The organism is Frankia sp. CgJB1 (assembly GCF_977947065.1).
The window spans coordinates 1-26,663 of sequence record NZ_CDWTNB010000040.1 but is presented as its reverse complement, the minus strand read 5'-3'; the positions used below and the strand labels follow the sequence as shown (position 1 = coordinate 26,663).

Sequence of the window (26,663 nt, the reverse complement as noted above, 5' to 3'; positions counted from 1 at the left end):
TATGACGCCCGTCGAGTACGAGGCCGAGTTTGACGGGGAGCACCCACAAGCCGCATAATGGAGTTCTCTGCTAAATCGGGAACGCTCCACTGCGAAGTCTGCCGGTGCCGTTGACGAGGAAACCGTCTCGGATGCGCGATGCACCGCTTCCGGCCAGACGCCTCGGTGAAGACCGTCATAACCAGGGATTCTGGCCGGCAGGAATACTCCTCGCCGCGTTCGAGCGGGCCACCGGGGACGCCTGAGAACGGGAACCGTCCACGCGGAAGGTCCGCGTGGACGGCCGGTGGTCGGCGGGTTGTCAGCTCAGGGTCTTGTGGTAGACCTGCTGAAACGGTACAGTGCCACCCGTGTACTCTGGCACCAGATTGTCGGCCGAGGACTGGAACACGACCTGGGAGCCGTCAGTGCTGATCGTGGGAAACTGCGCCGAATAGTTGATGCTGGCACCGTCACTGTTTTGGTGGAGACGAGGGCCAGCGAACCGGTGTCCAGGCGCTTGACGAAGATGTCGCTGATGGCACCGGGCACCCCGGGCGATACATCTGTTGCATAGAACGCGCTGAAGACCACGGTGGTGCCGTCCTGGGAGATCCACGGCGCCGTCGCCGTTCGGTCGAACTGCCTGCCGTCCTGATCGGTCGACACGCGGGTCAGCTTGCCGGTCACGAGGTCCTTGAGGAAGATGTCGGTGAGCCCGTTGGCGTCGTCCGGCACGAGGTTCGTGGCCGGGGAGGAGAACGTCACTTTCGTCCCGTCGCCGGAGATCCGCGCCAGCGATGCGAAGTTGTCGTCACCCCACACACCGTCGGCTGTGACGGTGGCCGGCACGGTCTGCCCCGTGGTCAGGTCACGCATGAAGATGTCGCCGCTGCCGTTGACGTCACCAGCGACGAGGTCCGATGCGTAGGACAGGAATGACAGCCGGGTGCCGTCCGCGGACAGGCTGCTGACCACGCTCGAGCCGTTCCCGGCGGTGCCGGTTCCCGTCACCGACGCGAGCGTCGTCGTCCCCGTCGCCACGTTGTACACGAAGATCTGGTATGGCGCGCTGCTCGTCCGTGCGCTGAACGACACGGTCGAACCGTCCGCCGACACACTGAGCTGGAGGGCGCCGACGTGGCTGGAGAGCAGACCGGTCGGCGCGGAGACCAGGGTGACGTCCCCCGTGCGGTTGTCGCGGACGAACACGTCCTGCACACCGGTCTGGCCCGGCTGGCCTGGCACCAGTTCGCTGGAAAATGAGGTGAAGGCCGCGATCGACCCGTCGGCCGAAAGCGCCACCCCGCCGCTCGATGAACCCACGACCTGCGTGAACGTCGTGGTCGCCCGTCGCCCCTTGCCGGTCACGGTCTTGGCGACGGAGATCCGGGGCGTCGTCTGCGTGGTCAGGTCCCGCAGGAAGACGTCCCAGTCGCCGTTGGTGTCACCGGCCACCAGGTCGGACGCGGCCGACTCGAAGATGACGTACCGGCCGTCGGCGGAAACCTGCGAACCAGGAAAGTCCACCCGTGTGCTGTCGCTGGCGCCGCCCGTGCCACCCAGGGTTACCCGACACCAGTTCTACCGGGCCCAGGTCGGTCGTGAACGACCCGGCGGCGTGTGCCGGCGTCGCCGCGACAGTGGCGAGAGCGGTCCCCACCGCGACTGCCGCGGTACCGGCCGCGAAACGGGAACGGATGGATGCGCGGTTTGTTTTGTGCATTTCTACCTCATTCTCGGTCGGACATGACACTAATCCAAAAAAGAGATCGAGAGTGTGCGGAAAATCTTACGGAGTAATAATCTATAAGGCCGTTCCGTCATCGTCCGCGGAAGCGTGGAGAACCTTACGAGGTGGAGGCCGTCGGCGGGTTCGGGAATAGCAGCTGGGATGCAGAGAAGCCGTACTGAACACCGGCAACGCAAAACGGCCACCGCGTGATCCGCATCGAGTTCTGCCGGGAGCCCGGGTGAGGAGGAATACGCGGTGGCCGCAGCGGCGTACTGTGCTGAGACGACGATGGTGAGATATTGGCGGATCGGATCCTGGTTTCCTTTCTCTGTAAGCTTCTCCTTACGGCACCAGAACGATCTTGCCGGTCGTGCGTCGCTCTTCGAGTTCCCGGTGTGCCTCAGCCACCTTCTCCAGGGGATAGGTTCCACTGACGGTCACGGTGATCTCATCCCGGATGGCGAGGTCGAACAGCTCGGTGAGCCCCTCCCGCAGGGTGTGCGTGCTCAACAGCGGGGCGAGCGCGAAGCCCGTCACGGACTGATTCTTGAAAATGAGGCCGAGTAGCTCTGGTACGCCGAGCTGGAACTCCTGGATGTTGAGTGCCCCGTATATGACGAGTTCACCCAGCGGGGCGAGCGCGTCGAGACTCGCGGTCGTCACCGCGCCGCCGACCGATTCATAAATGATATCGGGACCGTTTCCGTCGCTCGCCGCGCGCGCCTGCTCAACCCAGTCGGGTCGGGTGTAGTCGACTCCTGCGTCAGCGCCGAGCGAACGGGCTGTGTCGAGCTTCTCGGCGGTACTCGCGGCGGCGATCACGCTCCTTGCCCCCGCGTGCTTGGCGAGTTGGACGAGAAGCGTGCCGACCCCACCGGCGGCGGCGCTGACCAGAACCGCCTTGCCCTTCGGCGGTGTCTGCCTGGTCAGGTGCAGGGCAGTGAGTCCCTGGACCATCAACGCCGTCGCATCCTCGAACGGTAGTTCCGGTGGAAGCGGGGCGACGAAGTCGGCGCTGATCAGGACATGGTCCGCGTAACCCCCGAATGACACGCCCGCGGCAAACAGCGGCGCGGCGACGCGGGCACCGATCCCGAGCCCGCCGACACCGGCCCCGACGGCTTCGACGGTGCCGGCAACCTCCATGCCGAGGACGGCAGGAAGATCGGGTGTCACCGCATACCGGTTCTCACGCATGAGGACCTCGGCGAAGTTGACGCCGGCCGCATGGACTCGGACGAGTACCTGACCGGGACCCGGCGCCGGAGTGGGAGTCTCGACGATCTCGAAGACCTCGGATCCGCCGAAACGGTGTATCTGGACAGCTTTCACGGTGTGTATACCTCGCTTACCCGGAATGCGTTGTTGTCTGGCCGCGGCTCCACGGTGGGATGCGCGCTCATCCGTGGTCGCGTATGTAGCGGACTAATCCGACGACGTCGTCAGGGACCAGGCGTCCGATGGCGCCGCTGGAGTAGACAGCTGTGATCACGCTGCCATTGGGGGCCAGGACGAAACCGGTTGACTGGAGGTACCGCCGCGGGTCGCCGGAGGATTCATCATTGATGTAGGCATCCGTCGCCTCGGCTATCCCGTCGACGTCGGCACTGTGACCGACGGGAAAATCGATGCGATGCTTGTCGACGAGTCTGCGGACGCTCTCCTCGTCGTCGACGGGCAGCGCGGCGACCCGGACATCGAGATCCGTGAGAACGTCGCCCGCCCGCTGGAACGCCGCGAGTTGTGCGTTGCAGTACGGGCACCACGATCCGCGATAGATCAGGACGACGCCGAAGTGGCCGGCCAGGTCCTCTGGCAGGCAGAGGGACCCTCCGCTGACCTTGGGAACCTGGACCTTCGGGAAGAGCTGGCCGTTGTCGAGCCGATTCATGATTGTTGCTCCCTCGCGCTGTCGCGTCGGGCGGTGTTGCCACTTTGAGTAGTGGACTGTCTAGTCCAGCGTACGGAGCTAGAATTGGACTTACAAGTCCAGTTTCGGTTAGCCTTACCGTCCGTGAGATCCATGAAGCCTGTGCCGATACTGACCCCTCGGGGTGCTGCGACCAGAGCCCGCATCGTGGCGGCCGCGGCCGAGCTGGTGCGCGAGCGCGGGGCGGCCGGCACGAGTCTGGACGATGTGATGGCTGTCACCGGGACCAGCAAGTCGCAGCTGTACCACTACTTCGCCAACAAGGACGACCTGATCCGGGCGGTGATACGGCAACAGGCGCAGCAGGTTGTCCAGGCCCAGCGTCCGGAGCTGGACTCCCTGGACTCCCTGGCCGCCCTGGGGCGCTGGCGAAACAAGATCATCGAGATACGGGCCGCGGTCGATCACACCGGCGGATGCCCGCTCGGGTCCCTGGCCAACGAGCTCGCCGATGGCGATCCGCGGACCCGTGGCGTCCTGCAGAGCTGCTTCACCGAATGGGAGTCCCCGCTGCTTGCCGGACTCACCGCGATGCGCGAGCGGGGAAGTCTTCGATCGGAAGCGGATCCGGCCGCGCTCGCCGAAGCCATCATGGCCGCACTGCAGGGCGGTCTGCTGCTGAGCAAGACTTATCGCACCGATCGCCCGCTCGTTCGAGCATTGGACATGGCCATCGACCATGTCCGCAGATACTCCTGCGATGATGAGACGTGATCTCGGGAATCGGTATTTCGGCTGGCCGCACGCAGTCGCGGGCCGTGCCAGGTGGCGTCCGCGGCCCAACCCTCCACGCAGGTGATCAGTGATCGGCAGCCACGACTCGTGGTGAGAGTGTAGGACACCCCGAACATACGGACGATCACGGTGGTGATCCGGGTCAGGGTCCAGCGCTGGTCACCCTGATTCTCGTTTTGAGATCAGGCCCGCCGCGCGGCCGGGCTACGCGCGCCCGTGGGACAGCTGCGCTCGCTGGGCGCGTTACTGCAGGTCAAGCACGGTGTTGGCCCTTAGGCGTCTTACAGGCGAGGTGCGCGGTGCGCGTGCGGGCGAGCAGGTCCGTCAGGGCCGGGGTGAGGTTGGGGGCTAGGGCGGCCGGTTCGACCAGCCGTCGGGCGGGGGCGGGAAGATCGGCGAGGTCGGCCTTGAAGCGGCGACCTCTCCCAACGTCGCCGGGCCGATGATCCGCCGGCCGCCCTGCATGACGAGCCGCAGCAGCGGCTCACCCAGGGAAGGTGGACGCTCGTCCCGGAGGCCGATCGTGTCGTTTGTGCCGGGCCGGCGGAAGACCTGTTTGCGGCCGGGCAGGGTCTGCTCGCCGGGCGACAGCTCGCACGGCGGGTGGCCAGAGAAGTGCCGGGGAGGGACGAGGTCTGCGAGGGGGCCACGGAAGACGCGTTGTCTGTACCCTCCGCCGAGGCCGGGGAACGGCGGTGGGCATGCCCTGGCGCATCCGCCTTCCGGTTCCCGTCGGTGAGTTCCTGTGACCGTTGCAGCAAGAGGTAGGGGAGTCGTAGCTACGCATGACGTCGGGGGTGGCGCGGGAAGGTCGCGGCGCGGGCGGCGGTGAAGTATCGCATGATTCCGGTGTGGCCGAGGGAGTAGCGCCCGGGCTGCGGCCAGACGGCGAGCCCGTGCGGCTCGTGGCCCACCGGGATCTCGGTCAACAGCCGGCCGGTCGTCGGGTCCGGCCCGCCGTTTCCGCCGTTCCCGCCGGTGTCGAACACGTACACGACGTTGCTGCGCCGGCCGGACAGCCACAGCCGGGTCCCGTCGGCGTTGACGTTGCCCATGTCGGGAATCCCGCCGCCGGGGATGGCCCAGTTTGCGACGATCTTCCTGGTGGTGAAGGAGATGACCGACACGGAGCCCCGATTTACAGACCGCCACTTTGGGGTGTCGCAGGCCTGCTCTGGGCGTCGCAGGACTGCTACTCCACGTACGCCACATCCGTGGACTCCACTCTACGGCCTGTCATCATGACGGTATGACGGGTAGCGATCTCGGGCGATGCCGGTGGAGCATGCTCGTGGTGGGCCTGGTGGCGGCCGTGGCGGTCGCGGGTTGCCGTGACACAGGCGCAGCGGATGTATCCCGTAGCCGACAGAACGTTGCGGCAGCGACATCGCAACCATCTGTGACGACGGTGCCACGTTTGCGGCAGGCGATGGTGACCGTGCAGGCCGGACGCTCGCGCACAGTCGTCGGGCTGAGCGTGGTGGCCCTGCACGGCCGGGTCACCGGCCCCGCGGCATCCACAGCGTGGACGATGCTGTCGGGACCGGCCCTGGCCCGGTTCGCCGGTGACACGCCAGACACGACGGTGACCCTCCCGGTTCCGGGCAACTACGTGTTCCAGTTGACCGCGACCGACCGGTCCGGCCGTTCACGATCCTCGCGGACCAGGCTGACCGCGCTGCGCTACGTCGCGCTGGGTGACTCGTATTCCTCCGGTGACGGAGCCGGCCCCGTCGCCGACTACCTCCCGGGCAGCTACCGGCTATTCGGTGGCTGCCGACGCTCGACCGCCGCCTACCCGGCTCTCGTCCACGCCGCCCTGGCCACCAAGGACCCGCCGCCGTCCGCGACGTCTGATCCACTGTTCACCTTCGGGGCCTGCGCGGGCGCACGCATCCGGGACTTCTCCACGTCGCAGGGGCCTGGCACCCCACCACAGGACACCTATCTGGACGGGCCGGCCGACACCGTCGGACTGGTCACCCTCACCGTCGGCGGCAACGACATCGGTTTCGCCGACATCGCGGTCTACTGTGCGGCACTGCACGTGACCACACTTCTCCCGTCCTGCCGGGAGCACTCCGCACCGGCCGTCGGGACTGCTCTGAACACCCTGCAGCCACAACTCACTGAGACCTACCGGGCTATCCGACGGGCCCCCAGCCTCGCCCCCGGGGCACGGATCCTCGTCCTGGGCTATCCCCGGCTGTTCCCCGACACTTTGGACGCCCCGTGCCCGGTCAGCGTCCTCGGGAAGCTGGGGGTACGCATCCAGCCGACCGACGCGGCCTGGTTCAACCAGACCGTCCACGACCTCAACAGCACGATCCGCGCCGCCGCGAGGGCGGCCGGCGTGACCTACGTGGACACCGAGAACGCCTTCGCCGGGCACGAGCTCTGCAGCAGTACAGGCAGTCCCCCCGACGTCGACCCCCTCGGAACGCCGTTCTCCGCCGCGTTCCACCCCAACGGCCAGAGGCAGCGCGCGCTGGCCACCGCGATCATCGCCGCCTACCTTCCCACCGGCCGTTGACCACATCCGAGGCTGACACATTCGAGACTGTCTCCGGGTCTGTCGGGGGTCTGTCAAAAACACCCCGGTCAAAAACACCCCTAGTCGGCGAGAACCAGGCGGTGGAGTTTGTCGGGGTAGAGGATCAGGTCGATGGTGGCGATCCGTCCGTCGCGCACGGTGAGGCCGGCGATGGCGATGACACCGGTCGATGTGCGCGCGACGATCCCGGCGGTGCCGTTGACCAGAGTTGGCTGGCAGTGCCGCGCGAAGCGGGGGCCTTGGATGGCGGTGTGCTGTGCGACGTCCGCGGAGCCGGTGAGCAGCGCGGGCGCGAGCCGGGTGCGTGAGCCGGTGTCGACGCGGAACACGACGTCGGGGTCGAGCACCGCGACGAGGGCGTCGAAGTCGCCGGCCCGGGCGGCGGCCAGGAACGCGGCGACGACCTTGCGCTGTGCGGCGAGGTCGGGGTCCGGGACCGTCGGGGCGCCTCGCACCCGCCGTCGGGCGCGGCTGACGAGCTGGCGGGCCGCGGCGGGGGTCCGGTCGACTATCGGGGCGATCTCCTCGAACGGCACGGCGAACATGTCGTGCAGGACGAACGCGAGCCGCTCGGACGGGGTGAGCGTCTCGAGCACGATGAGCAGCGCCAGGCCGACGGAGTCGGCGAGCACGGTCTGCTGCTCCGGGCCGTCACCGTCCTCGGCGCTGACGATCGGCTCGGGCAGCCAGGTGCCCACGAAGTCCTCCCGGCGCGCCTGGCGGGCACGCAGCATGTCGATGCACACCCGACCCACGACCGTCGTCAGCCAACCGCCGAGGTTGTTGATCGCCTCGTCGCCGGAGCGGCTCAGCCGCAGCCATGCCTCCTGGACGGCGTCCTCGGCCTCGCTGAGCGAACCGAGCATGCGGTACGCGACCGCCTGCAGCCGCGGGCGCTGGCGCTCGAACTGCTCGGCCTGCCACGTCGCATCGTCCATTGCCTGCACCCCTCGCTTGCACCCCTCCGGACCAGCCTCTCCTGAGCAGTTGACGAACGCGGCACCGCCGATGTGACGGGGCCACCCCCGTGACGCCACCCGTCTGGGTCCTGGGGACGGCTGGTAGCCGGTGGCCGGTGGCCGGTGGCCGGTGGCCGGTGGCCGGTGGGCGGTGGCCGGTGGGCGCGGCGGTCACATCTGTCCGGCGGGATCCGACAGACATCCGACGGACATCCGACAGGCAGGTGATCCGCGTACCCGTGGGTCAGGAGGAGCGCAGCAATAAGGATTGTCGTGTTCGGAGCGAACGGGCCGACCGGCCGGCTGCTGACCGAGCAGGCGCTGGCCGCCGGTTACGACGTCGTCGCGGTGACCAGGCGACCGGCGGAATTCCCGATTACGCACGAACGGCTCGACGTCGTGGGGGCCGACGTGCACGACGCCCAGGCCGTCGATCGGGCCGTCGAAGGAGCCGACGTGGTGCTGTCGACGCTTGGCGTGCCGTTCACGCGCGAACCGATCAACATCTACAGCGACGGAATCCGGAACATCACTGCGGCGATGTTCCGGCACGGGGTCAAGCGAGTGGTCGTGGTGAGCTCGAGTGCCACCGAGCCGCATCATCATGCCGATAGCGGTTTCCTGCTTAACCGGGTCCTCCAGCCGCTGATCATCGCGACGATCGGCAAGACGACCTACCGTGACATGCGCCGCATGGAGGAACTTCTGCGCGACAGCAACCTGGATTGGACGATCATGCGTCCCTCGGGTCTGTTCGATGCGCCCGGGGTGACGAGCTACGAGCTTCACGAGGACCAGGCGCCGGGTATCTTCACCAGCCGCATGGACCTGGCCGCGAGCCTGCTCGAACAGGTGACCGAGGTACGGTTCGTGCACAAGGCGGTCGCCGTGACGACCCGCGAAGGCGCCCCGACGCTATTTCAGATGTTGCGCCGGGAGGCATTCAAGCGGGACTGACCTCAGCAAACGCGGCCGGCGGCCGGCGCCGGCCTCATGGGACAGGGCGGCCGGCGCCGGCTGGTGGTGTTGTTCGTTACTTGTTCAGTGCGGCGGCGGTGTTCAGTGTCTTGCCGGTGCTGGACGTTCCACCCAGCACGTACACCCGGCCGTCACCACCGGTCGCCGCGGCATGCCCGGCCCGGGTAGAGGGGGAGCTGGTCGGTCCGGCGGCCCACCGGTCGTCCTTCGGGGTGTAGACCTGCACCGCCCCGGTGACGTTCCCGGCGCTGTCCCGCCCGCCGATGATGTAGACCCGGCCGTCGGGGCCGGTCGCCCCGGCGGCACCCGCGACGCCGTCCGGCAGGTCGGACATCTGGGCCCACGAGCCCTTCTCGGCCGCATCCGAACCCGGTGTGTAGGCGAAGACGTCGGTGGCCGCCCGCTGTGCGGAGCCGCCGCCAGCCCCGATGCCGCCGGCGGCCAGGATCCGGCCGTCCGGCAGGGCCGTCAGGACCGGAGCCCTGTTCGCGGGCGGCGGCGCTCCGGCCGTCGACCAGCTGTCCGAGCCGGGATCGTAGATCGCCAGGGTCTTCGCGTCGAGAACGTAGATCCTGCCGTCGGTGCCGCGGACCGCGCTCGGGTCACCCATGGCGCTCGGCAGGGGCTTCCCCGCCGACCAGCTTCCGTCGGACGGGGTGTACACCTCGACGATGTCCGTGGGCTGGTTCGAGCTGCCGGACCGGCCGCCGATCGCGTAGATCCGGCCATCGAGGTCGGTCGCGGCGGCGAGATGGGTACGCGCGGTCGGCAGATCGGGCGCGTCCGTCCAGGCGTTCTTCCGCGGGTCGTAGACCTGGACCGTTCCCACCGGCGTCAGGGGGGCGACGCCCGGTGGTGACGTGGGTGAGCCGGTGCCCGTCGGTGATGCGGGCGTGGTCGGTGAACCGGTCGGACTCGCGCCGGGTGATCCGGCCAGCGGCTTCCGGGTCAGGCTGGCCGGACCCACCGTCGATGTCGTCGCGGAACTTCCGGGCGTCCCGGTGGGGGCTGGCGACTGCGTCGGTGATGCGGGTGTGGCGGCCGGTGAAGTTGGTGTGGTGGTTGGTGACGCGGTCGGGCCGGGCGTTGCCGTGGGCGTCCCCGTAGGCGAGCCCGGGGCGCCGCCGCCGGCGCCCGTCTCGGCGGCTTGGCCGCCGATCGCATAGATCCGTCCGTCACATCCCGTGGTGGCCGCGAGATGGGCACGGGGAACTGGCAGGGCGGTAACCGTCTCCCAGCTTTGCAACGGGCCGGCGATCTGGGGCAGCGACGGGCATCTGCCGGTCGGTGCTGCCGCCTCGGCCACCGAGCTGAGCAGCCCCGGCGCGGCCAGGGCTGCTGCCAGCGTGGCGGTCAGGACGAAGGCACGCGAGGCGCACCGACGTGATGTACGGGACCAGTTCATGAAGTCTCCCCCCTCTGAGGACCGCGGGTGCGGCCCTGACCGACGGGTGGATGGCATGGGCAGATGACGGTGCACGCGCGAGAACTAGCTGTACGTTGTGCATCCTGACGCTGTGCATTCCCATTGATTCGAAGAGTAATCTCCGTTGGGTTCGGTGCCCGCGGGTCCACCCGGACGGGACGAGTGGGCCTGACGCGGTGCGGGACCATCCCCCGACGGGGGTGGGTGGCGCGGGTCAGAGGTGGCCGCGGCGGACCAACAGGGCCAGGACGCAGGCCGACGGGGCCATCGGCAGCCATACCATGATCATTCGGTAGCCGGGGGCGGCCGGCGCCACGACCACCATCCGGTCGACCGGAAGCCCGGCCGCGAGATGGCAGGCGAACGTCTGGATGCCGCCGAGCACCGGGGGGAACTTGTCGGCGACCACCAGCACGCTCGGCACGTCGACCGGGCCGGTACCGGCCCCGGCGGTACTGACCCCGGCGGGATCGGTACCCGGGGCCGGTCCGGTCCTCGCCGGGCGGATCGGCGCGTTCGGATCATCGGTGGGGCCCGGCGGGAGGGGAAATCCCCTCACGCGTCGTCCGGCCGGCGACGAGGCTGAACGAGCCGCCAGGCAGAAGTCCTCAGAGCTTGCGGCCCACTCCGCAGAACTGCTGCACCTCGGCCGGGATACCGAGATCATTGGAGGCCGGCCGCCACCGCGAGCACGAGACGACGCCGGGCTCGAGCAGCTCGACCCGGTCGAAGAACACGGCGATCTGTTTCGCGTCGCGAAAGACAATGGGTGGTGTGGCGTTCTCGTTCCAGAACTGCCGCACCCGCTCCGCCTCCTCGGGATAGACCTCGTTGCTGGCGTGGGCGATGGCCAGATAACTACCGGACGGCACAGCATCCAGGAGCCGGTGCACGATCCGCAGCGCTTCCTCGGCATCCTGAACGAAGTTCAGCACCCCCAGCAGGGTGAGCGCGACCGGCCGGGTGAAGTCCAGCGTTCGGGCCGCGGCTTCCAGGATTCGGTCGGTATCCCGGATGTCGGCCTCGAGGTAGTTGGTGGCGCCCTCCGGGGTGCTGGTGAGCAGCGCTCGGGCATGCACCAGAACAAGAGGGTCGTTGTCGACGTAGACGATGCGCGATTCCGGTGTGATCTCCTGGGCGACCTCATGGGTGTTTCCGGCGGTGGGCAGCCCGGTCCCGATGTCGAGGAACTGACGGATACCTGCCTCGCCGGCCAGGAATTGCACGGCTCGGGTGAGGAAACCCCGGTCGGCGCGGGCGGTGTCGACGATGTGCGGAAGTATCTGCTGGACCTGGTCGCCCACCGCGCGGTCGGAGGCGAAGTTGTCCTTGCCACCGAGCCAGTAGTTCCAGACCCGGGCGGTGTGCGCGACATCCGAATTGAATTGGGGCTTCTCCGCCAGCCCCTCGGGGGCATATGCGTCGTCGGTCATGTTTGGGTCCTTCCTCCGCTTCGGTGGATTCTGCCTGGTGTGAGCGTAGTCCTCTGCCCGCTCGTCACCCGGAGCCGGTTCGCCGGTCCGGTTCACCGGTCCGGTGCGGCGGTCCGGTGCGGCGGTCCGGTGCGGCGTCCCGACAACCAGCCCGGGACTGTCCCTCTCGCCTCGTGGGAAACCTCCGCGGCGGAGCTGGAAGCCAGATTTATGACCGTCTACCACAACGCCCCGAGGACTACCACAATGCCCCAAGGAACACCAGTGATTCGTCTCCCCTACTGGGACGGTTCCGCAAGCAGCACGGTCGCGAACCGCGATGCAACGGGCCATCGTGAGGCAACGGGCCATGAGGCAACGGATCGTGAGGCCGTCGCGGCAGGTGAGAGTGCATGCCGATGTGCGGGGTAGGCCGGTGGGGTCTGCGGATCGCCGGCCGGAACCGAGTCCACCCCGGTCCGGGACGACCCGCGCGGGCCCGGGATCGGTACCGCGACGGATGAAGGGAGCGGTGCGATGGCGACCATGCTGACCGTCGCGGAACGTCACGACGCGCTCGTCCGGGCGCTGGATCTCTTCGACGCGCAGGTGCGGGCGGTGCCGCCCGGCGGGTGGGATGCGCCCACGCCCTGCCGGGACTGGAACGTCCGCGCGCTCGTCAACCACCTCACCGTGGAGCAGCTATGGGTGCCGCCGCTGCTGGCCGGCCTCACCATGGCTGACATCGGCCCCCGGTTCGACGGCGATCAGCTCGGGGCGGATCCCGTGGCGAGCTGGCCGGCGGCGGCCCGTGGGGCACGGGACGCCTGGAACCGCCCGGGAGCCTGGGCGTCGGTGCCGGTCCTCTCCTTCGGCCCCACGCCGGCGAGCGAGTACGCCTTCCAGTTGACCGCTGATCTACTGATCCACGGCTGGGATCTGGCGCGGGCGATCGACATGCACGGCCGGCGGGCCGGTGACACCTCGTTGGCGGCGGGCGTCGGGTCCGACCGGGACCTCGTGCACCGGGTCCACGAGCACTTGGCGTCGCAGATCGACGCTTGGCGGGCGGCCGGCATCTTCGCCCGCCCGGTGCCGGTCCCGGATGACGCCGACGAGTGGACGAGGCTGCTGGCCCTCACCGGCCGCTCGCCCGACTGGCGGCCCGGATCCGGCGGATAGCTCGGCACAACGGATATCAGCACAACGGGTAGATGAGGATGGGGGCGCCCGACCCGCCGGGTGCGGAGGTAGCCGGGGCCGCGCAGCTGTGTTGCGGGCTCGGTGCCGTGGGTGTAGACGGGTCCTCGCCACTTGGCACCGGGTGTTTCGCCCCGCCCGCATCCGTCGGTGCCGGTGACACGGTGGCCGGCGAAGGCCCGTTCTTCGGGGAGGGGCCCACCGTGAGTGGCGAGGGATCCGAGCCGCCGCCGATGCCCAGCCTGCCGATCGCTGCCGGCAGCGAGCCGTCCTTGGCGACGGGGACCTCGGCCGCTGCCGCGGCGCCCTCGGCGCGTCCCCAGCTCACCCGTAACCCGGACGTCGCGATCAGACCGCCGACGGCGAACGCGGCCACGGCGCTCACAACGACGAGCAGGGCCAGGAGCAGCCGCACGGTGCGACGGTCACCGGAATCCACCGGAAAGCTCACGACCGTCTCCGACCGTCCGGCGTATCGATACCTGGAGTGAATACCCGTGAGCACAACTGTAGGCGTCGGTATCCGACGGCGGCCACGGAATCCCTCCGCATTGGGTGACCGTAGCTGATCGCGACGGGCTCCGCGGGGCAGCGGCACGCCGGATGGGAGTCGGATCTTGGGCCGAGGGGCCGCCCGGGTCTCGCCGGGCTCAGGAGCTCAGGAGCTCAGGACGCCGGCTCCCGTCCCGCCACTCGGTCCCGCCTCCCGCTCGGCCAGCAGCACCGCGAGGTCGTCCTGCAGCCTGCCGTCCACATGGGCGCGCAGAGCCCCGGCGAGACGGTCGAGTGCGTCGTCCTGGCTGCCGCCCCGCAGCAGGTCCAGATGATCGTCCAGGGGGAAGAACCGCCCCCGGCCGTCCCGGGCCTCGGTGAGACCGTCGGTGAACAGCAGCATCCGATCGCCGACCGCCCAGCTCGCCGTCGTGACGGAGAAGCGCTCGGCCAGCCCGAGTGGCGGACTGGGCGACTTCAGTTCCAGCGTGGTGCACTCGTCCGCCGAGACCAGCCGCGGCGGGTGATGCCCGGCCGAGCACAGGCCCAGCCGACCGTCCGGGTGGATGTCGACGATGAGCGCCGTCACGAAGTCCTCGGGTTCGGCCTCCCGACCCACCGCGCGGGCGCAGGCGGCGGCCACCTGTTCCGGGTCGAGCCAGGTCACCGCCGCCTCGCGGAAGGCGCCGAGCACTATCGAGGCCAGCCGGACCGCCGGCAGGCCCTTGCCGCGGACATCACCGATGATCATCCGGATGCTCTGCGAGGTGGAGACGACCTCGTAGAGATCGCCACCCACCGACGCCTCCTGGGCGGCGGAGAGGTACCGAGCCGCGAAACCGGCCCCGTTGAGCCGGCTTGGGACCGCCGGTAGCAGTGCCTGCTGCGCGACCTCGGCAACCGCTTTGACCTGGTGCAGTTGTGAGCGTTGCCGCTCCCGGTGCGCGCAGATGTAGACGGCGATCACGGACTGGAGGGCGACCAGCGTAGTCGCGGCGAGATGCGGACCGGTCCCGAACCAATGATCCCAGAACCCGGAGAGGAGTGCCGTGATCACTGTCAGCGCTCCGACCGCGGCGGTGACTCGGGGTGGACTGGTCGCCGCGATGATCAGTGGCCCGAGACCGAAGTACCCGACCAGGATCAGGCCGGGCGTCGCGTCGAGGACGATGACCGTGACGAGGACGAGCGTTCCGGCGATGAGGGGACGGACATCCTCCACCCCGCGGAGCCTGCTGAGTCTGCTCAGTCCGCCGGGTCCGCCAGCGCCTGAACGACATCTTCGCATGGGTCATTGTCCCGGCCGGATCGGGGTTCCGTGAGAGGCCCTCGCATTTCGGCTATTCGGTAACACCCCGCTACCCGTAAGGTCAGGTTGGTCCGTGGACCAGGTCGGCCTGTGGGCCAGGTCGGGTCGGGTGCCCGTCGGGTCAGATCGTCAGATCGCGTGGGCCGAGCGTTCTCCCGGCTGATGGAGGTGCCAGCGCTCGCTGTCCTCCAGCTGCGCCGCGAGGGAGATCAGCAAGGTCTCGCTGTTCGCCGGCCCCATCAGCTGGGCGCCGACGGGCAGTCCCGCCGCGGTGCGTCCGGCCGGTACGTTGACGGCCGGCCAACCGAGGACGTTCCACGGCCAGGTGTAGGGGCACGCCGCCACGATCGCCTGGTCGGTGGCCCAGTTGCTCTCCCGGTTGAGCTCGCCCACCCGGGGCGGCGGCGTGGCGGTTGTCGGGGCGAGTATGACGTCGACCCGCCGGAAGATGCGGCCGATGTTGAGCCGGGCCAGTGGCTCCGCGGCGCGTGTCAGCGGGAGGAACGGGCGCAGCATCCGTCCGGTCCGCGCGTTGGCCATGGTCCGCGGGTCGAGCAGGGTGGGATCGGGCACCCGCCCGGCCCAGTCGCGGATGCCGTCCATGGACCGCGGCAGGAAGATCGTGCCAAGCAGGCCGTAGGGCGGCTCCACCGGCACGATGTCGTGCCCGCAGCGGGCCAGGATCTCGGCCAGCCGTTCCACGGCGGCCCGGACGGCCGGATCGAGGGCCACCGGCATCCCGCTGTACGGGTGGTGCAGGGAGAGCCCGATCCGCAAGCGGGAAGGGGGATGGCCGGCGGCGGTGAGGAACGGCTCGGCCGGCGCCGGCGGTCGAGCCCGGTCGATGGGCAGGCTGCCGGACAGGATGTCGAGCAGCAGGGCCCCGTCGGCGACGGTTCTGGTTAGCGGGCCGTAGACAGTGAGCCCGTTGAACTGCTCGCGGACCGGGGCGCTCGAGATGCGCCCGCGCTGCGGTTTGATCCCGACCAGGTGGGTCCAGGCGGCGGGGATGCGCACGGAGCCCGCCCCGTCCGAACCGATCGCCGCCGGTACCAGCCCCGCAGCCACCGCGGCCGCCGCGCCTCCGGAGGAGCCGCCGGGAGAGTAGTCGAGATCCCACGGGTTACGGGTCACCCCGAACGCCCGGCCCTCGGTGAACGGCCACTGCCCGAACTCGGGGGTGTTGGTCTTGCCGATGATGATGGCACCGGCCGCCTTCAGCCATCGCACCATCTCGCTGTCCCGGACCGCGGGGGAGAATTCCCCCATCGCGCCGAAGGCCGTGGGGGTACCGGTCAGGTCGGTGTCGTCCTTGATCGCAATGGGCACGCCGAGTAGTGGTCGCCATCCCGTCGCGCCCCACCAGCTGCCGCGGGCGTCCCGGCTGAGTCGGCCGGACCGGCTCCCGCGGGCGGCGAGTGCGACGTCCGCCGCCTCGGCCTCTGCGAGGGCAGCCTCGGCCCGTACCCAGCGGAAGGCGTTAACGGTGGTTTGGGTCGCCGCTATCCGGGCCAACGCGGCTTCGACGAGCTCGCGGGACGTCATCTCGCCGGAGGCGAGGCGTGCGGCCAGTGTGCGGATGCCTTCGAGTGGACCGTTCCGGTCGGCTGCGGAGGACATTGTGGGCACATCCGACATCAGCCACCCCCTGACGCTCATGGCTGCTGTCCGAACCGTAGCCGACGCCGGGTCGTCCGCACCGTCGATCGCCCGATACCTCCCATTATCACCTGCTGTGGGTGCATTGGGGAAATATGATCTATGATCGATATATTGGTCGTTATGTGGCATTTGTGTGTTTATGGATAGTATTAGGTATCGGTGATGCGGCCCCGTGTCCCGTCAGGGCGCCCACATCGGGTTATCCGCATTGATTCCGGGTATGACAATGAGAAGTACGGCTAGTGAACATCCCGCCCGGTCGGGTTTCTCTGCGCGCCACGGGGAGCCGCCGGTAGTCCTGATCGTAGATGCGGCCCGGCCAGTTGGTCCGCGTCGGTCCCGGTCGGACGGGCTGAGCGTGATGCCAGCTCAGCCGTTGACCAGCTCAGCCATCGATTCCAGGTCGGACCCGGTCCCCAGGTCAGACACCGAACACCTTCCAGGGAGGAACCGAACGATGCCAATGGACCCGAGTTCAGTGATGCCGGAGCCCGCACGGACCGCGCCGCTTCCTGCCGACGACACGACCACGGTTCCGTTCGCGCGCCCCCCGGTCCCCCCGGTCCCCCCGGTCCCGACCGGTACCGAGAGTGTAGATTCCGGCCCGGCACCCGGCCTAAACGGTCACGGTTCCCCGGCGCCGAGCCCCGACGTCATCACCGCGACCACCGCCACCTCAAGTGTTAGTGGCCCGGGAAACGTCAGTAGCTCGGGCCTGGCCGATGCGGACACGACCACCCCGGGCACCAAGGCCAGAGTGGCCGGCGGAGCCGCCGAGGTGCGCCAGAAGGTCAACGAGGCCGTCCAGACCCTTGCTCCCCATGTGTCGGTCGCCACCGAGAAGACCCTCGCCACCAGCGGGAAAGCCGCGCGGTCCGTCGGGCAGCGGATGCGGAGCAACCTGAAGGCCACGGGCGGGGTCCTGGCCGGCACGGTGGTGCTGCTGCTGGTCCGGCGGGGACGGCCGCGCCGGGGATAAGTAATCCAACCACCTCGGTAGGGAGAAAACAATGATTACCTTCATTGTCGTCATGATTTTGCTCGGACTTGTCGCCGGGGCCGTCGCACGCGTGTTGCTGCCCGGCCGGGATCCCATCGGGATTCTCGGCACCATTGTGGTGGGAATCATCGGATCTTTCGTCGGAGGATTCCTCGGCTACGTCCTATTCAATAAGGATGTCGGCGAAGGCGCTCTGCAGCCGTCTGGCATTCTCGGGTCCATCATCGGTGCCATCCTGGTTCTCCTGGTGTGGCGGAACGTGGGGGGCCACGGCGGCCGGTCGGGGTCTACCCGCAGCCGTCGTTACGCCCGCCGGTAATCGCGATACCCGTCGGCGACCGGGTGACCGCGGCCCGGTCGGCAGCACGCAGAGCACCTGCTCTGACCCGACACCTGCTCCGGCCCGGGCCCTCCATACCTGCGGAGGACCCGGGCCGGAGCCTTCTGTGGTGTCGTTATGCGCCTTCGGTGTCGTTATGCGCCTTTGGTATCGTTTGGCGTCGGGTCGATTCTCCCGGGTGTGCCGCGTCGTCATCGTCGTCGCCGGGCGGTGGAGAAGAAGCGGAGCTGTCGTGCTCGTCGATCTTGCTGGTCCCGCTGAAGTTCCGTGCCCGTTCCGCGGCGTCGGCACTCGCGCCGGAGAACAGCCGGGCGTCCTCGGCGGCATCGGCATGCGCATCCGCGGGCGCGGTGCTCGTCCCGCCCCCCGTATCGGTCTCCGCCTCCCGGCTCGCACTGCCGGCGGTGGTAACCGCGGCCGAGTTCGTGGCAGCCATGATCGTGGGGGAGAGGAGACCCTGCACTGGGACGGGAACCACCCGCGCTGGTGCTTCGTCGAGGCGGATGCCGTTCGTCTTGCGGAGCCGGTCGGACCTGCTGCCGGGGTGGTCGCGGCCGTCGCGGTCATCGGGCCGGCCCTGATCCGGGAGGCGCAGACCGAGCAGGTGCGCGGAGGCGTCGAACTCGATGCGGGTCCGGGGCAGGGCTGTCGGATGGTTGTGCTGCACCCATCGGACGAGTGCCTCGCGCATGTGGCAGCGCAGGTCGAACACGGTCGGTCCGTCCTTGCCGCTGACCAGGACGCGGATGCGGATGTGATCACCGATGGCGTCGGTGACCTGCAGGACGCAGACCCGCTTGTCCCACAGGTCCGTGGCGTCCAAGACCCGGTGCATCTCGGCCCGCATCTCGTCGATCGGGATTGCCCAGTCCAGGTCCAGCTCGACGGCACCGAGGACCGCGGACTCTTTGCGGGTCCAGTTCTGGAATGGTGTCGTGGTGAAGTAGGTCGACGGAAGGACCATCCGCCGGTCATCCCAGATGTGGACGACGACGTAGGTGAGAGTGATCTCCTCGATCCTGCCCCACTCCTTCTCGACCACCACCACGTCGTCGACCCGGATGGCGTCGGTGAAGGCCAGCTGGAGTCCGGCGAAGACGTTGGACAGCGAGGTCTGGGCGGCCAGCCCCGCGACGATGCCGACCACGCCGGCCGAGGCGAAGATGCTGGCGCCGGCGACGCGGACGCTCGGGAACGTCATGAGCATCGAGGTGCCCGCGATGATCGAGATGATGACCACCGTGACCCGTCGGAGCAGGGTGACCTGGGTGCGCACCCGGCGGGCATGCCGGTTGTCGACGACATCCACCCGGTAGCGGGCGAGCGCGAGGTCCTCGAAGGTGAACGCGAGCACCGTGACGCACCAGGCGATTCCAGCGATAAGGGCGACATTGGACACCCGCAGGGCCGCCTCGGTCCAGGCCTGTTCAGCCGTGGAGTTGAGGCCGACGAGCAGGGCCACCAGCACGAGCGTGAGTCGCGTCGGCCGCTTACCGTGCTGTGCGAGATCGGCGACGATCTCCGAATGGCGGCCGATCCGTCTGGCCATGCGGTGCAGCAACACGGAGACGGCCAGGGCCAGCAGGAGCGCACCGCCCAGGATCGTCAGGACGGCGATGGTCGATCGCATGTCGGAGAAGGACAGATCGGGCGCGGCGCTCAGATGCACAGACAGGCTCCTCGTCCTGGGCCATGGGCAGGAGGGGACGGGCACCATGGCATGGTTGGACGGCGCGGGTCGCGAACCCGCGCCGGTGCGTCCTTCTCCACGTCTCTCGGTATCCCTCGCTACCCTCCGCGGCCCTCAGTATCCCTATCCCTCAGTATCCCTCCGGATCCTCCGGTGAGGATTCCGGCGACGGTGCTCCCCTCTCTACCAGGGGCGCAGGCACCCGGTGCGCCGGTCAGTTCTCCCGGGCGGGCAGGAAGCGGTACATCACGTAGAGGTCGACGTCGCCGAGCCAGGGATGGCGGAAGGCCGCCGGAAGGGTCCCGACGAGGCGGAACGCCAGCGAGCGCCACAGCGCGACCAACCGTGGATTGGCGGCGACGACGACGTTGAGCTGCATCGCCCGGTAGCCGAGATCGGCCGCGTACTCGATCATCTGCTCCGCGGCCTGCCGGCTGACGCTCTCCCAGCGGTCGCCCCCGGCTCCCCGGCCGCCGTAGTAGCTACGTCCCCCGTACGGCCCGTAGCCCTGGTACATTCCGGCCCCGCCGCGCGGAGCCCCGTGATCCACCCGCTTAGGATCAACGAGCAGTACCGCCTGGACGACATGATCTCCCAGGCCCGGCTGGCTCGGTGTGAGCAGTGCGGTCGCGATGATCGAGGTATCGCCCGGGCCGTCGTCCTCCTCCATCACCAGAACCTCGGCCGGCGGGGGCAGCATCCACGCGCTTTTCGCGACGTCCTCGTCGGTGTCCGGTGTCCAGGCGCAGGTCTCGCCCTCGACCACAACGGCCCGCCAGATCGGCCAGATCGCGCCCCAGTCTTCCTCTGATGCCCGCCGTGTCCGCACAGATCGATCCTGCCTGTTCACCGGGCCGGAAGGTAAAGGACCTGGAGCGCCGGACCCGCGGCAGTCACCCATCCTGGCATTCGGCGGCTCGGTCACCGGCCGGGTTTTAAGATCCGGTCGACGGCGTAATCGCTGCATCCCTGCAGATGAACCCGGCCCATCAGGTGATCGGGATGGTCGGCGCGGGGCCACACGGAGAGATTCGTCATGGCATAGCCGTCCGGGTGGTTGATCCAGCGTTCGCCGCTGAGATTCACCGCCCCATCGGTGCAGGTGATCCAGACGAGAAACGCACTGGTGGGAACCTTCGGACTGGTCGGCAGCGGAGAGAAGTCGAAAGTGGCCCACAACACGCCGCCGGGTGCGGCGATGATGCTCAGTAGATGATGAAACCCCTGCCCCCTGGTGCTGCACTAGCCTGCGGCCGGCTGCCGGACGGCCCGTACGCTGCACCTGGTAACAGGCAGAGCCTCCGGAGGCCGTCTCCTGAGTCGCCGGGCACCCGGGTCAGGGTGGGGGTGGGTCGATCTCGAGGTCGATGCGATCGCCGGCCCGCACGGACGCGATGATCGGATGGTCGGCTCCCAGACTCTCCCCGAGTGTGGCTAGAACATTTGCCTCTCCCCGAATGTGGCTAGAACATTTGCGCGTAGCGCATCTGCCGTCTCGGTCTCGCTGAGGGCGGACAGGTCGATCGCCAGATTGGCGGAGGCGATCAGGGTGGTCGGGTGGTCATCGCCGAGCCGGTTCCGCAGGTGAGAGACGGCGTCCTCGTCGAGACTCCGCGAGCTCATTATCTGGTTACTGTCGTAGCGGCAGTTGGCTAGATTGAGCATGCATGACACCGTGAAAGGGTGATCGTCGGAGAGAACGGCCCGTAATCTGTTCCCCGTTTCCTGGGCGAGGGCGCCGGCTTCGTCCGGGTCGCCATCGAGCCGAATGGCGACGACCAGTGCGTTAGCCGCCGCGAGGGTGTAGAGATTGTCCGCGCCAAGCCGGCGCTTGGCCTGTTGGAAGGTGTTCTCGGCCAGCTTTCGCGCAGCCGGTACCTCCCGGCTCAGGCACAGATCGCCCACCAGGCTGATGGCTGCGGTGAGGGTTTCAGGATGATCTTCTCCCACGTAGGTCCGGAACTTCTTGAAAGCCTCCTCCGAGGTATGGCGGGCCGCGCCCGCCCTGCGCGCCGTAGTGTGACCGCGTAGTTCCGCAAGGAGCGCAAGGTGTCCGGATGATTGATACCGAGGATATCCCGGCATCGGGTCAAGGTCTCCTGAAGGATTTTCAGGGATTCTCGGTAAAGGCCACATTCGCGTAGGTCCCGGGCGTGACTGTCGGCATACTGAAGGGTGAGGATGTCGTTTTCACCGCTTGCCCGCAGCTGACGGATGTAGACATCCTCTCCGGTCTCGAGCGCGAGCCGGAAGTCACCGAAGAAGCGCAGCGAGACCGCGATGTTGTTGGCCGTGCTGATCGCGCCCGGGTCGTCCAGGATCGCCATGTCCCGGTAGCGGGCGTAGGTGTCCTCGTCGAGGCGTCGGGCCTCCTGGTAGTCACCCATGCCGCGCAGGTCCCCGCCGAGTGCCCGCGCGGCGCGGAGCGTGAGGGCGTCGTTGCTGCCGAACAGGCGGGTCAGGCGATCGTGGGCAGGCTGGTCGAGTCCCTTGGCCTGGTCCGGCTCCCCCAGCGCCCGCAGGCTGTCGGCGAGGTCGAGAGCGAGCGTCAGGGTCCGCTTGTCGTTATCGCCGAAGACGTCACGCCAGATGTCGAGGGTGACGCTCGCCAGATCCCTGCATCCCCAGTGATCGCGTTGCTCGTAGAGACACTGGACCTGGTTCGAGACGAGCCGCGACACCTCCTCGGAGGCCGACCCCACCGCGCCGGAGGGCACCAGGTGCGGTCGGATCAGGGAGTAGCGGGGCCATGTCTCGGGGCGGTCGGGCTCCAGCGGGTCCGCCGCCGCCAGCAACGCATGGACCCGGCGGCGGACACCGGTGCGTTGGTCGGGTGTGAGGTCGTCGCGGATCACCGCCTGGACGAGCCGGTGTATCTCCAGGCTCTCGTTCTTCTGATCTACCCGGACCAGGGCGTGCTCGCTGATCTGCCGGACGGCCTTGGCCAGTACGAAGGAGTCCCGGAACTCCTGATCCTCGGCATCGGTCAGGTCACGTAGCCCCGCACCGGCAAAGATCTGCAGACTGATCGGTTCTGGGCCGAAGAAGGCACACAGCTCGGCGAGCCGCGCCGCCGTGGGAATCTCGCTGCGTAGCCGCTCCATGGACAGCAGCCAGGAGGGGGTAGGTCGGGATCTCGCCCTCGAGCAGCAGCGGCCCTGGGCTTCGGTCAAGAAGTTCCAGGTACCGTTCCGCGGTCATCCCGGTCTCGGCGTGCCAGGCGCCGGCGTGCTCGAGCGCCAGCGGAAGGTCCCCCAGCGCCTCGGCGAGCTGCGTGGCGACCTCCGTGGTCAGCGCCGGAGCCCGCCGCCGCAACAACGCGACACTCTCCTCCCGGCTGAACATACCGATCTCCACCCGCTCCTGCCTGCCCTGCCAGCGCTGGTTGCGCGAGGTGATGAGCACGTGCCCGGGGCCATGCGGGATCAGTGGCGCCACATCATCGGGGGAGTCGGCGTTGTCGAAGACGAGGAGCCAGCGTGGGTACGGATCACCCCGGCGCAGGGCGTTCACCACCTCGTCAACCGGTTCCCGCCCCTCCCGGTGCGGCAGGCCCAGGTCGGCGGCCAACCGAGCCAGACTGCTGCGGACCAGCGCCGTCTGGTCGCACCCGATCCAGCAGACCAGATCATAGGACGCCCCGAACCGGAACACATACTCCGTGGCTACCTGCATCTTACCCACGCCGGCGAGGCCCTGCAGAACCTGGGTACTGACGGGCGCCCCGCCCACCCCGAAAAAGCGGTTGCGCAGCCCGACCAGGAGAGCCTCTCGTCCGATGAAGCTCGGGTTGTGCTCCGGTACCCCTGTCCAGACCTGGGGCGGCGAGCCGGGGAAACGCACGTTCGCCGCCACGCCGATCTCCCGGCGGAGTTGCGTGGCCCGGCGGGTCGGACGTCCCGTCGCGGCAAGCAGCGTCTGCCGTGCGGGCGCCTCGTCGAAACCGACGAGGTCGGCATACTCCCGGTTGGTGAACTCGGCCGGCAGCTGGAAGTCCTCGATGCGGACGGGCACGAGCAGCCGACCCGTCCCGTCCGGATCGCTCGCGACCGTCCTGCGCCATCTCTCCAACGCCGGCGGTGAGCGGACGTACGCCGATGACAGGATGACGACTGTTCGGAAATGACCGGCCGCGGGGACGGCGCCCTGATCGATCCGGTTCCCGGTGCCCGGGCCCGCCTGTTCCAGCCTCGTGGCGAAACCGGCGCTCTCGAGCTCGGTGGCGATCCAGTCCGCCCAGTTCCGGTCGGCGGAGGCGTAGCTCACCACGATGTTGGTCGGGATGGACACCGTGGTCCGCTCGAAGACCGCGAGATTGCGGCGGCGCTGCGTCTCGTCCAGCGTCGAGAGGGAGCGGACCTCCCCGTTGGTCAGGTACGAGGTAAGCCTTTCATAGGCGGCGAGAAGAGTGCCCTCCTGCAACGGGCGGTCCCCGAAGACCGCCAGGATCTCCTCGTACGCATAATACGGCTTGTATGGAACCTCCACATCGCCCCAGTACCGTTCCTTCTCCCGGGCGCTCATGTTCCGCAGAAACGGATCGAAGATCGCACGGGCGAAGTCCCGGCCCAGCTCAAGTTTTTTCTGCTCACCGTCCTCGACCCGCGTGGGCACCGGTAGATGGCCGATTTCACCGTCCTTGTCCTGTGCGCTGATCGACTGGGCGACGGCGGCGGCACCCTCGATGCTCTGGGTACTGAGTGTGAAGCAGTTTACGACGATATCGGGCAACTGCACGGTGCATATTCCGGCGGTGTCGCTCAGCCCGGTCCGGCTGTCGATGAGGATCCAGTCGTAGGACGACCGCATGTTCTCCGCGAGTGCGTCGATGAAATCGGCCCCGTTGTGCGTGTCGTAGAAGGTGCTCCAGTCGAAGGTGCTGAGCCGGCGGGAGTAGGCTGCGTCGTGACGACCGGAGCAGACGAAGTCGATTGTGCCGTTGGCCGGAAAGGACCAGGTCAGAGACACCGCGTACGGCATGATCGCGGTCGCCCGCTCGAACCAGTCTTCCTCGCCGGCGGTCGGCAGCGACATCACCGTCGCGGTGAAATCCCAGATCATGTCCATGACGCCGCGGGTCGTCCGCAGATCCGGGTCGTGGTGGAACGGATGGAAGTACCGGTGGAGCCCGGGCGTCTCCAGATCCCAGTCGACGACGAGCACCCGCCGTCCGTTGCTGGCGAGCAGCCATGCGACGTTGGCGAGCGCCATGGATCGGCCCGTGCCGCCCTTGTAGGAATAGAAGGTGACGATGCGTCCCGAATCCCGTTCGTTCACTGGCGCCCTCTCCTACGGGCCGTTGAGGAACGGACGGCGGCGGTGGCTCGGCGGGCGCTGGCGGAAGATGGTCTGGCCGGCGAAGATGCGCGCCTGCAGATCCGTCAGGATCTGCACGAGCGCGTCCGCGAACTTCTCGTGGGACTGCACCTGCTCCTGGAAGAGACCGTCTCGGCGCAGCATGTTGTTCGGCAGGGCGCTGGCGAGGGTCTCGAACAGCCGTTCTCTGTTTTCGTGCGTCTCCTCGTCGTCCGGATTCCAGGGCACGAGCACCCCGGTCGTCGGTTCGTTCCGCTGGTCGTATTCGAGCAGCGCGCTACGGAACGGTTCCATGGTGGCGGTCCACAGATCGACGATGAAGACGACGATCTCGTTGCGCGTGCGCGACCGCTTGAGCAGCGTGGAGATGCCGGTCTGCAGCATGACGATGTCCGAAGACATCTCCTGGCCCGCGGCAATGAACTGGGCGGAGACGCAGACCCGTTGCTTGTGATGCGGATGGTAGGGCTTCCACTCGTCGTACTGGCTGCCGTAGTAGCTCAAGTGCCGGCGCAGGGCGGCGAGTTCGCTGGCCGAAGTCACGGCGAGAACGAAGGTGACTCGCTTCGGACCGCCGACGTGGTCGGCCGGCTCCGGGCCGGCTTCCTGCGTGCGGACAGCGGTGGAAGGTCCGTCCCGGTCACCACGGGGCCCAATGTACGTGGCCGGCCCGGTTCCCGCCGTCGACTCGAGGATACTTGTCGGCCCGGTCACCGGGTGTGTCGTGGGTTCGGTACCGGCCAGACCCGTGCCCTGGTCTGCCTCTGCCTCGGTCGAGGCCACCGAGTGCGGCGGCGGGACCGGGTCCTGGATCAACTCCGGCACCTCGGACCGAGGCGGGGCAGGGCGCCGGTCACCCCATTGATCAAACGCGCTGGGCACGGTGTCGAAGCCGGGGATCTCCGCCATGGGCGGCAGAGCGGTCTCTGCCGCGAGTCGTACGATCCGATCGGACAAAGCTACCAGGAACTCCTGGTACTCGTCGTGGTTCCGGTTCAGCTGGAGAAGATACCGTAAGCCGAACTTGGCGTACTCTTGACCGAGATCTTCGTGATTGTACTGCAGTCGGGCCAGAATCGAGGGCGGCGGGCGTAAGGGGATCCACATCACTGGTAGGAGGACGGGTGCCCGCCCCGCGCCCGTCTCCTCCAGGTGGCGGAGGCGGTCCTCGAAAACTTGCCATTCCCGGCCGCAGTACTCACTTGTAAAAAAGGTGGGGGAGCATATGGCGACGAAAGTTCGGCAGCGGGCCAACGCCGAGGCGAGTTCCCGTGACCAGGCGTCGCCCGGTCGGATACTCGAGGTATCGAGAAACCCCACCTCGTCTGCCCTCGGATGCCCGCAGCGGACCCGGACCTCGTGCCGCAGATCCCGGAAGAAGCGGGCGAGAAACGGGCCGTCCTCGCCGTCCGCGCGGGCGTAGCTGAGAAAGAAGTACAGCGGCGGCCCGTCCGTCGCCTCAGGCATGTCCGTCGGTATCGGGCCCGGCCGGCCGGTCGAACCGTAGTCGGTCTGGCCGACCGGGGGCATCGGAGCGGTCTTTTCCGGTACGAGGCGGTCGCTCACCCCTCGATCTGTGAATGATCTCCCCCGGCACCGAGGCCCCCTCTTTCCAACACGGTGTGGCCGGAACGCGCTGCGACCACACGTCACAACCTGTGCGGGTGCAGGCAAGTGAGAACTGAGTCTACGGCGTGGTCTCCCAGCCGGTTGTCGTCTAGATTGCAGGTGTGGGCGGCGGTGACCGGCGGCAAAGTGCAGCAGGCGCTGCGGTGTCAGGTGCCGCTCTCGTGGTCTGTCCGGGAAACCAGCAAAGGACGGGATGGGGGACCGGCGGATCCGGGTCGATGTCGTCGTCGCCGGGCAGGCCTCAATGCCGCTTCTACTAGTTGGATCTTGATGGTCGTCGGTGTGTTGGTTCCGGCTGTTCTGTCTGGTTGCCGGCA

General features: G+C 68.2%; 22 protein-coding genes and 3 pseudogenes. 7 read left to right on the top strand and 18 right to left on the bottom strand.

Annotation, left to right across the window (positions count from 1 at the left end):
• Positions 1–306 precede the first annotated feature (306 nt).
• The 3 genes from AC08OT_RS07190 to AC08OT_RS07180 form a co-directional block, all read right to left on the bottom strand.
• Entirely contained in the window at positions 307–1,509 is a 1,203-nt protein-coding gene (locus AC08OT_RS07190) for a TolB family protein (RefSeq protein ID WP_476602658.1), read from the bottom strand.
• Positions 1,510–2,056: 547 nt separating this feature from the next.
• Positions 2,057–3,046: a quinone oxidoreductase family protein gene (locus AC08OT_RS07185; RefSeq protein WP_476593899.1), complete on the bottom strand. Its 990-nt coding sequence runs from the start codon at positions 3,044–3,046 to the stop codon at positions 2,057–2,059.
• A gap of 67 nt (positions 3,047–3,113) precedes the next feature.
• Positions 3,114–3,605 carry a redoxin domain-containing protein gene (locus AC08OT_RS07180; RefSeq protein ID WP_476593900.1) on the bottom strand — a complete coding sequence of 164 codons (492 nt, stop codon included), beginning with the start codon at positions 3,603–3,605 and terminating at the stop codon, positions 3,114–3,116.
• 132 nt (positions 3,606–3,737) lie between these two features.
• Between AC08OT_RS07180 and AC08OT_RS07175 the strand changes: the two genes are divergently transcribed.
• The gene (locus tag AC08OT_RS07175; RefSeq protein ID WP_476596060.1) at positions 3,738–4,358 is read left to right on the top strand and encodes a TetR/AcrR family transcriptional regulator; all 621 of its coding nucleotides are present in this window, start codon (positions 3,738–3,740) and stop codon (positions 4,356–4,358) included.
• An 800-nt stretch (positions 4,359–5,158) separates the two neighbouring features.
• On the opposite strand, the pseudogene AC08OT_RS07170 reads toward AC08OT_RS07175, so the two are convergent.
• Positions 5,159–5,515, bottom strand: a pseudogene (locus AC08OT_RS07170) (YncE family protein); the annotation flags it as partial.
• A 272-nt stretch (positions 5,516–5,787) separates the two neighbouring features.
• Here AC08OT_RS07170 and AC08OT_RS07165 point away from each other — a divergent pair.
• Positions 5,788–6,912 (top strand): SGNH/GDSL hydrolase family protein, encoded by a 1,125-nt coding sequence (locus AC08OT_RS07165; RefSeq protein ID WP_476597202.1) that lies wholly within the window; start codon positions 5,788–5,790, stop codon positions 6,910–6,912.
• 80 nt (positions 6,913–6,992) lie between these two features.
• Here AC08OT_RS07165 and sigJ read toward each other — a convergent pair whose 3' ends face one another.
• Positions 6,993–7,871 (bottom strand): RNA polymerase sigma factor SigJ, encoded by an 879-nt coding sequence (gene sigJ / locus AC08OT_RS07160; protein WP_476593437.1) that lies wholly within the window; start codon positions 7,869–7,871, stop codon positions 6,993–6,995.
• A 282-nt stretch (positions 7,872–8,153) separates the two neighbouring features.
• On the opposite strand from sigJ, the gene AC08OT_RS07155 reads away from it, so the two are divergent.
• A complete protein-coding gene (locus tag AC08OT_RS07155) occupies positions 8,154–8,849 on the top strand; it encodes an NAD(P)-dependent oxidoreductase (protein WP_476593445.1) in 696 nt (231 codons plus the stop codon).
• A 76-nt stretch (positions 8,850–8,925) separates the two neighbouring features.
• On the opposite strand, the gene AC08OT_RS07150 is transcribed toward AC08OT_RS07155, so the two are convergent.
• Entirely contained in the window at positions 8,926–9,699 is a 774-nt protein-coding gene (locus tag AC08OT_RS07150; RefSeq protein ID WP_462203662.1) for a Kelch repeat-containing protein, read from the bottom strand.
• Between the two features lie 43 nt (positions 9,700–9,742).
• Between AC08OT_RS07150 and AC08OT_RS07145 the strand changes: the two genes are divergently transcribed.
• A complete protein-coding gene (locus tag AC08OT_RS07145) occupies positions 9,743–10,036 on the top strand; it encodes a hypothetical protein (RefSeq protein ID WP_476593438.1) in 294 nt (97 codons plus the stop codon).
• Between the two features lie 474 nt (positions 10,037–10,510).
• Here AC08OT_RS07145 and AC08OT_RS07140 read toward each other — a convergent pair whose 3' ends face one another.
• Together AC08OT_RS07140 and AC08OT_RS07135 are read right to left on the bottom strand one after the other, a co-directional pair.
• Positions 10,511–10,855: a hypothetical protein gene (locus tag AC08OT_RS07140; protein WP_476593439.1), complete on the bottom strand. Its 345-nt coding sequence runs from the start codon at positions 10,853–10,855 to the stop codon at positions 10,511–10,513.
• A gap of 49 nt (positions 10,856–10,904) precedes the next feature.
• The gene (locus AC08OT_RS07135; RefSeq protein ID WP_476593440.1) at positions 10,905–11,729 is read right to left on the bottom strand and encodes an SAM-dependent methyltransferase; all 825 of its coding nucleotides are present in this window, start codon (positions 11,727–11,729) and stop codon (positions 10,905–10,907) included.
• Positions 11,730–12,245: 516 nt separating this feature from the next.
• Here AC08OT_RS07135 and AC08OT_RS07130 point away from each other — a divergent pair.
• Complete coding sequence (locus AC08OT_RS07130; RefSeq protein WP_476593441.1) at positions 12,246–12,890, top strand: TIGR03086 family metal-binding protein; 645 nt, start codon at positions 12,246–12,248, stop codon at positions 12,888–12,890.
• 16 nt (positions 12,891–12,906) lie between these two features.
• On the opposite strand, the gene AC08OT_RS07125 is transcribed toward AC08OT_RS07130, so the two are convergent.
• The 3 genes from AC08OT_RS07125 to AC08OT_RS07115 form a co-directional block, all read right to left on the bottom strand.
• Positions 12,907–13,359, bottom strand: coding sequence for a hypothetical protein (locus AC08OT_RS07125; protein ID WP_476593442.1), 453 nt, complete (start codon positions 13,357–13,359; stop codon positions 12,907–12,909).
• Between the two features lie 207 nt (positions 13,360–13,566).
• On the bottom strand, positions 13,567–14,688 hold the full coding sequence (locus tag AC08OT_RS07120) for a PP2C family protein-serine/threonine phosphatase (RefSeq protein ID WP_476593443.1): 1,122 nt from the start codon (positions 14,686–14,688) through the stop codon (positions 13,567–13,569).
• 150 nt (positions 14,689–14,838) lie between these two features.
• Positions 14,839–16,347: an amidase gene (locus AC08OT_RS07115; RefSeq protein WP_476593444.1), complete on the bottom strand. Its 1,509-nt coding sequence runs from the start codon at positions 16,345–16,347 to the stop codon at positions 14,839–14,841.
• A 481-nt stretch (positions 16,348–16,828) separates the two neighbouring features.
• Between AC08OT_RS07115 and AC08OT_RS07110 the strand changes: the two genes are divergently transcribed.
• Both AC08OT_RS07110 and AC08OT_RS07105 read left to right on the top strand, forming a co-directional pair.
• A complete protein-coding gene (locus AC08OT_RS07110) occupies positions 16,829–17,350 on the top strand; it encodes a hypothetical protein (protein ID WP_476602657.1) in 522 nt (173 codons plus the stop codon).
• A gap of 31 nt (positions 17,351–17,381) precedes the next feature.
• The gene (locus AC08OT_RS07105; RefSeq protein ID WP_011434649.1) at positions 17,382–17,690 is read left to right on the top strand and encodes a GlsB/YeaQ/YmgE family stress response membrane protein; all 309 of its coding nucleotides are present in this window, start codon (positions 17,382–17,384) and stop codon (positions 17,688–17,690) included.
• Between the two features lie 136 nt (positions 17,691–17,826).
• Here the strand turns inward: AC08OT_RS07105 and AC08OT_RS07100 are convergent, their stop codons facing one another.
• From AC08OT_RS07100 to AC08OT_RS07070, 7 genes and pseudogenes are all read right to left on the bottom strand, one after another.
• Positions 17,827–19,380, bottom strand: coding sequence for a mechanosensitive ion channel family protein (locus AC08OT_RS07100; RefSeq protein ID WP_476593813.1), 1,554 nt, complete (start codon positions 19,378–19,380; stop codon positions 17,827–17,829).
• 235 nt (positions 19,381–19,615) lie between these two features.
• Positions 19,616–20,230 carry an N-acetyltransferase family protein gene (locus AC08OT_RS07095; RefSeq protein WP_476593814.1) on the bottom strand — a complete coding sequence of 205 codons (615 nt, stop codon included), beginning with the start codon at positions 20,228–20,230 and terminating at the stop codon, positions 19,616–19,618.
• Positions 20,231–20,322: 92 nt separating this feature from the next.
• Positions 20,323–20,583, bottom strand: a complete 261-nt coding sequence (locus tag AC08OT_RS07090; protein WP_476593815.1) for a hypothetical protein — start codon at positions 20,581–20,583, stop codon at positions 20,323–20,325.
• A gap of 252 nt (positions 20,584–20,835) precedes the next feature.
• On the bottom strand, positions 20,836–21,351 hold the full coding sequence (locus AC08OT_RS07085) for a hypothetical protein (RefSeq protein WP_476597318.1): 516 nt from the start codon (positions 21,349–21,351) through the stop codon (positions 20,836–20,838).
• A pseudogene (gene fxsT, locus AC08OT_RS07080) lies at positions 21,288–23,244 on the bottom strand (FxSxx-COOH system tetratricopeptide repeat protein). Before fxsT ends, AC08OT_RS07085 begins: the two are co-directional and overlap by 64 nt.
• A gap of 141 nt (positions 23,245–23,385) precedes the next feature.
• A pseudogene (locus AC08OT_RS07075) lies at positions 23,386–24,612 on the bottom strand (KGGVGR-motif variant AAA ATPase); the annotation flags it as partial.
• A 78-nt stretch (positions 24,613–24,690) separates the two neighbouring features.
• A complete protein-coding gene (locus tag AC08OT_RS07070; RefSeq protein WP_476593817.1) occupies positions 24,691–26,184 on the bottom strand; it encodes a TIR-like protein FxsC in 1,494 nt (497 codons plus the stop codon).
• Positions 26,185–26,663 lie beyond the last annotated feature (479 nt).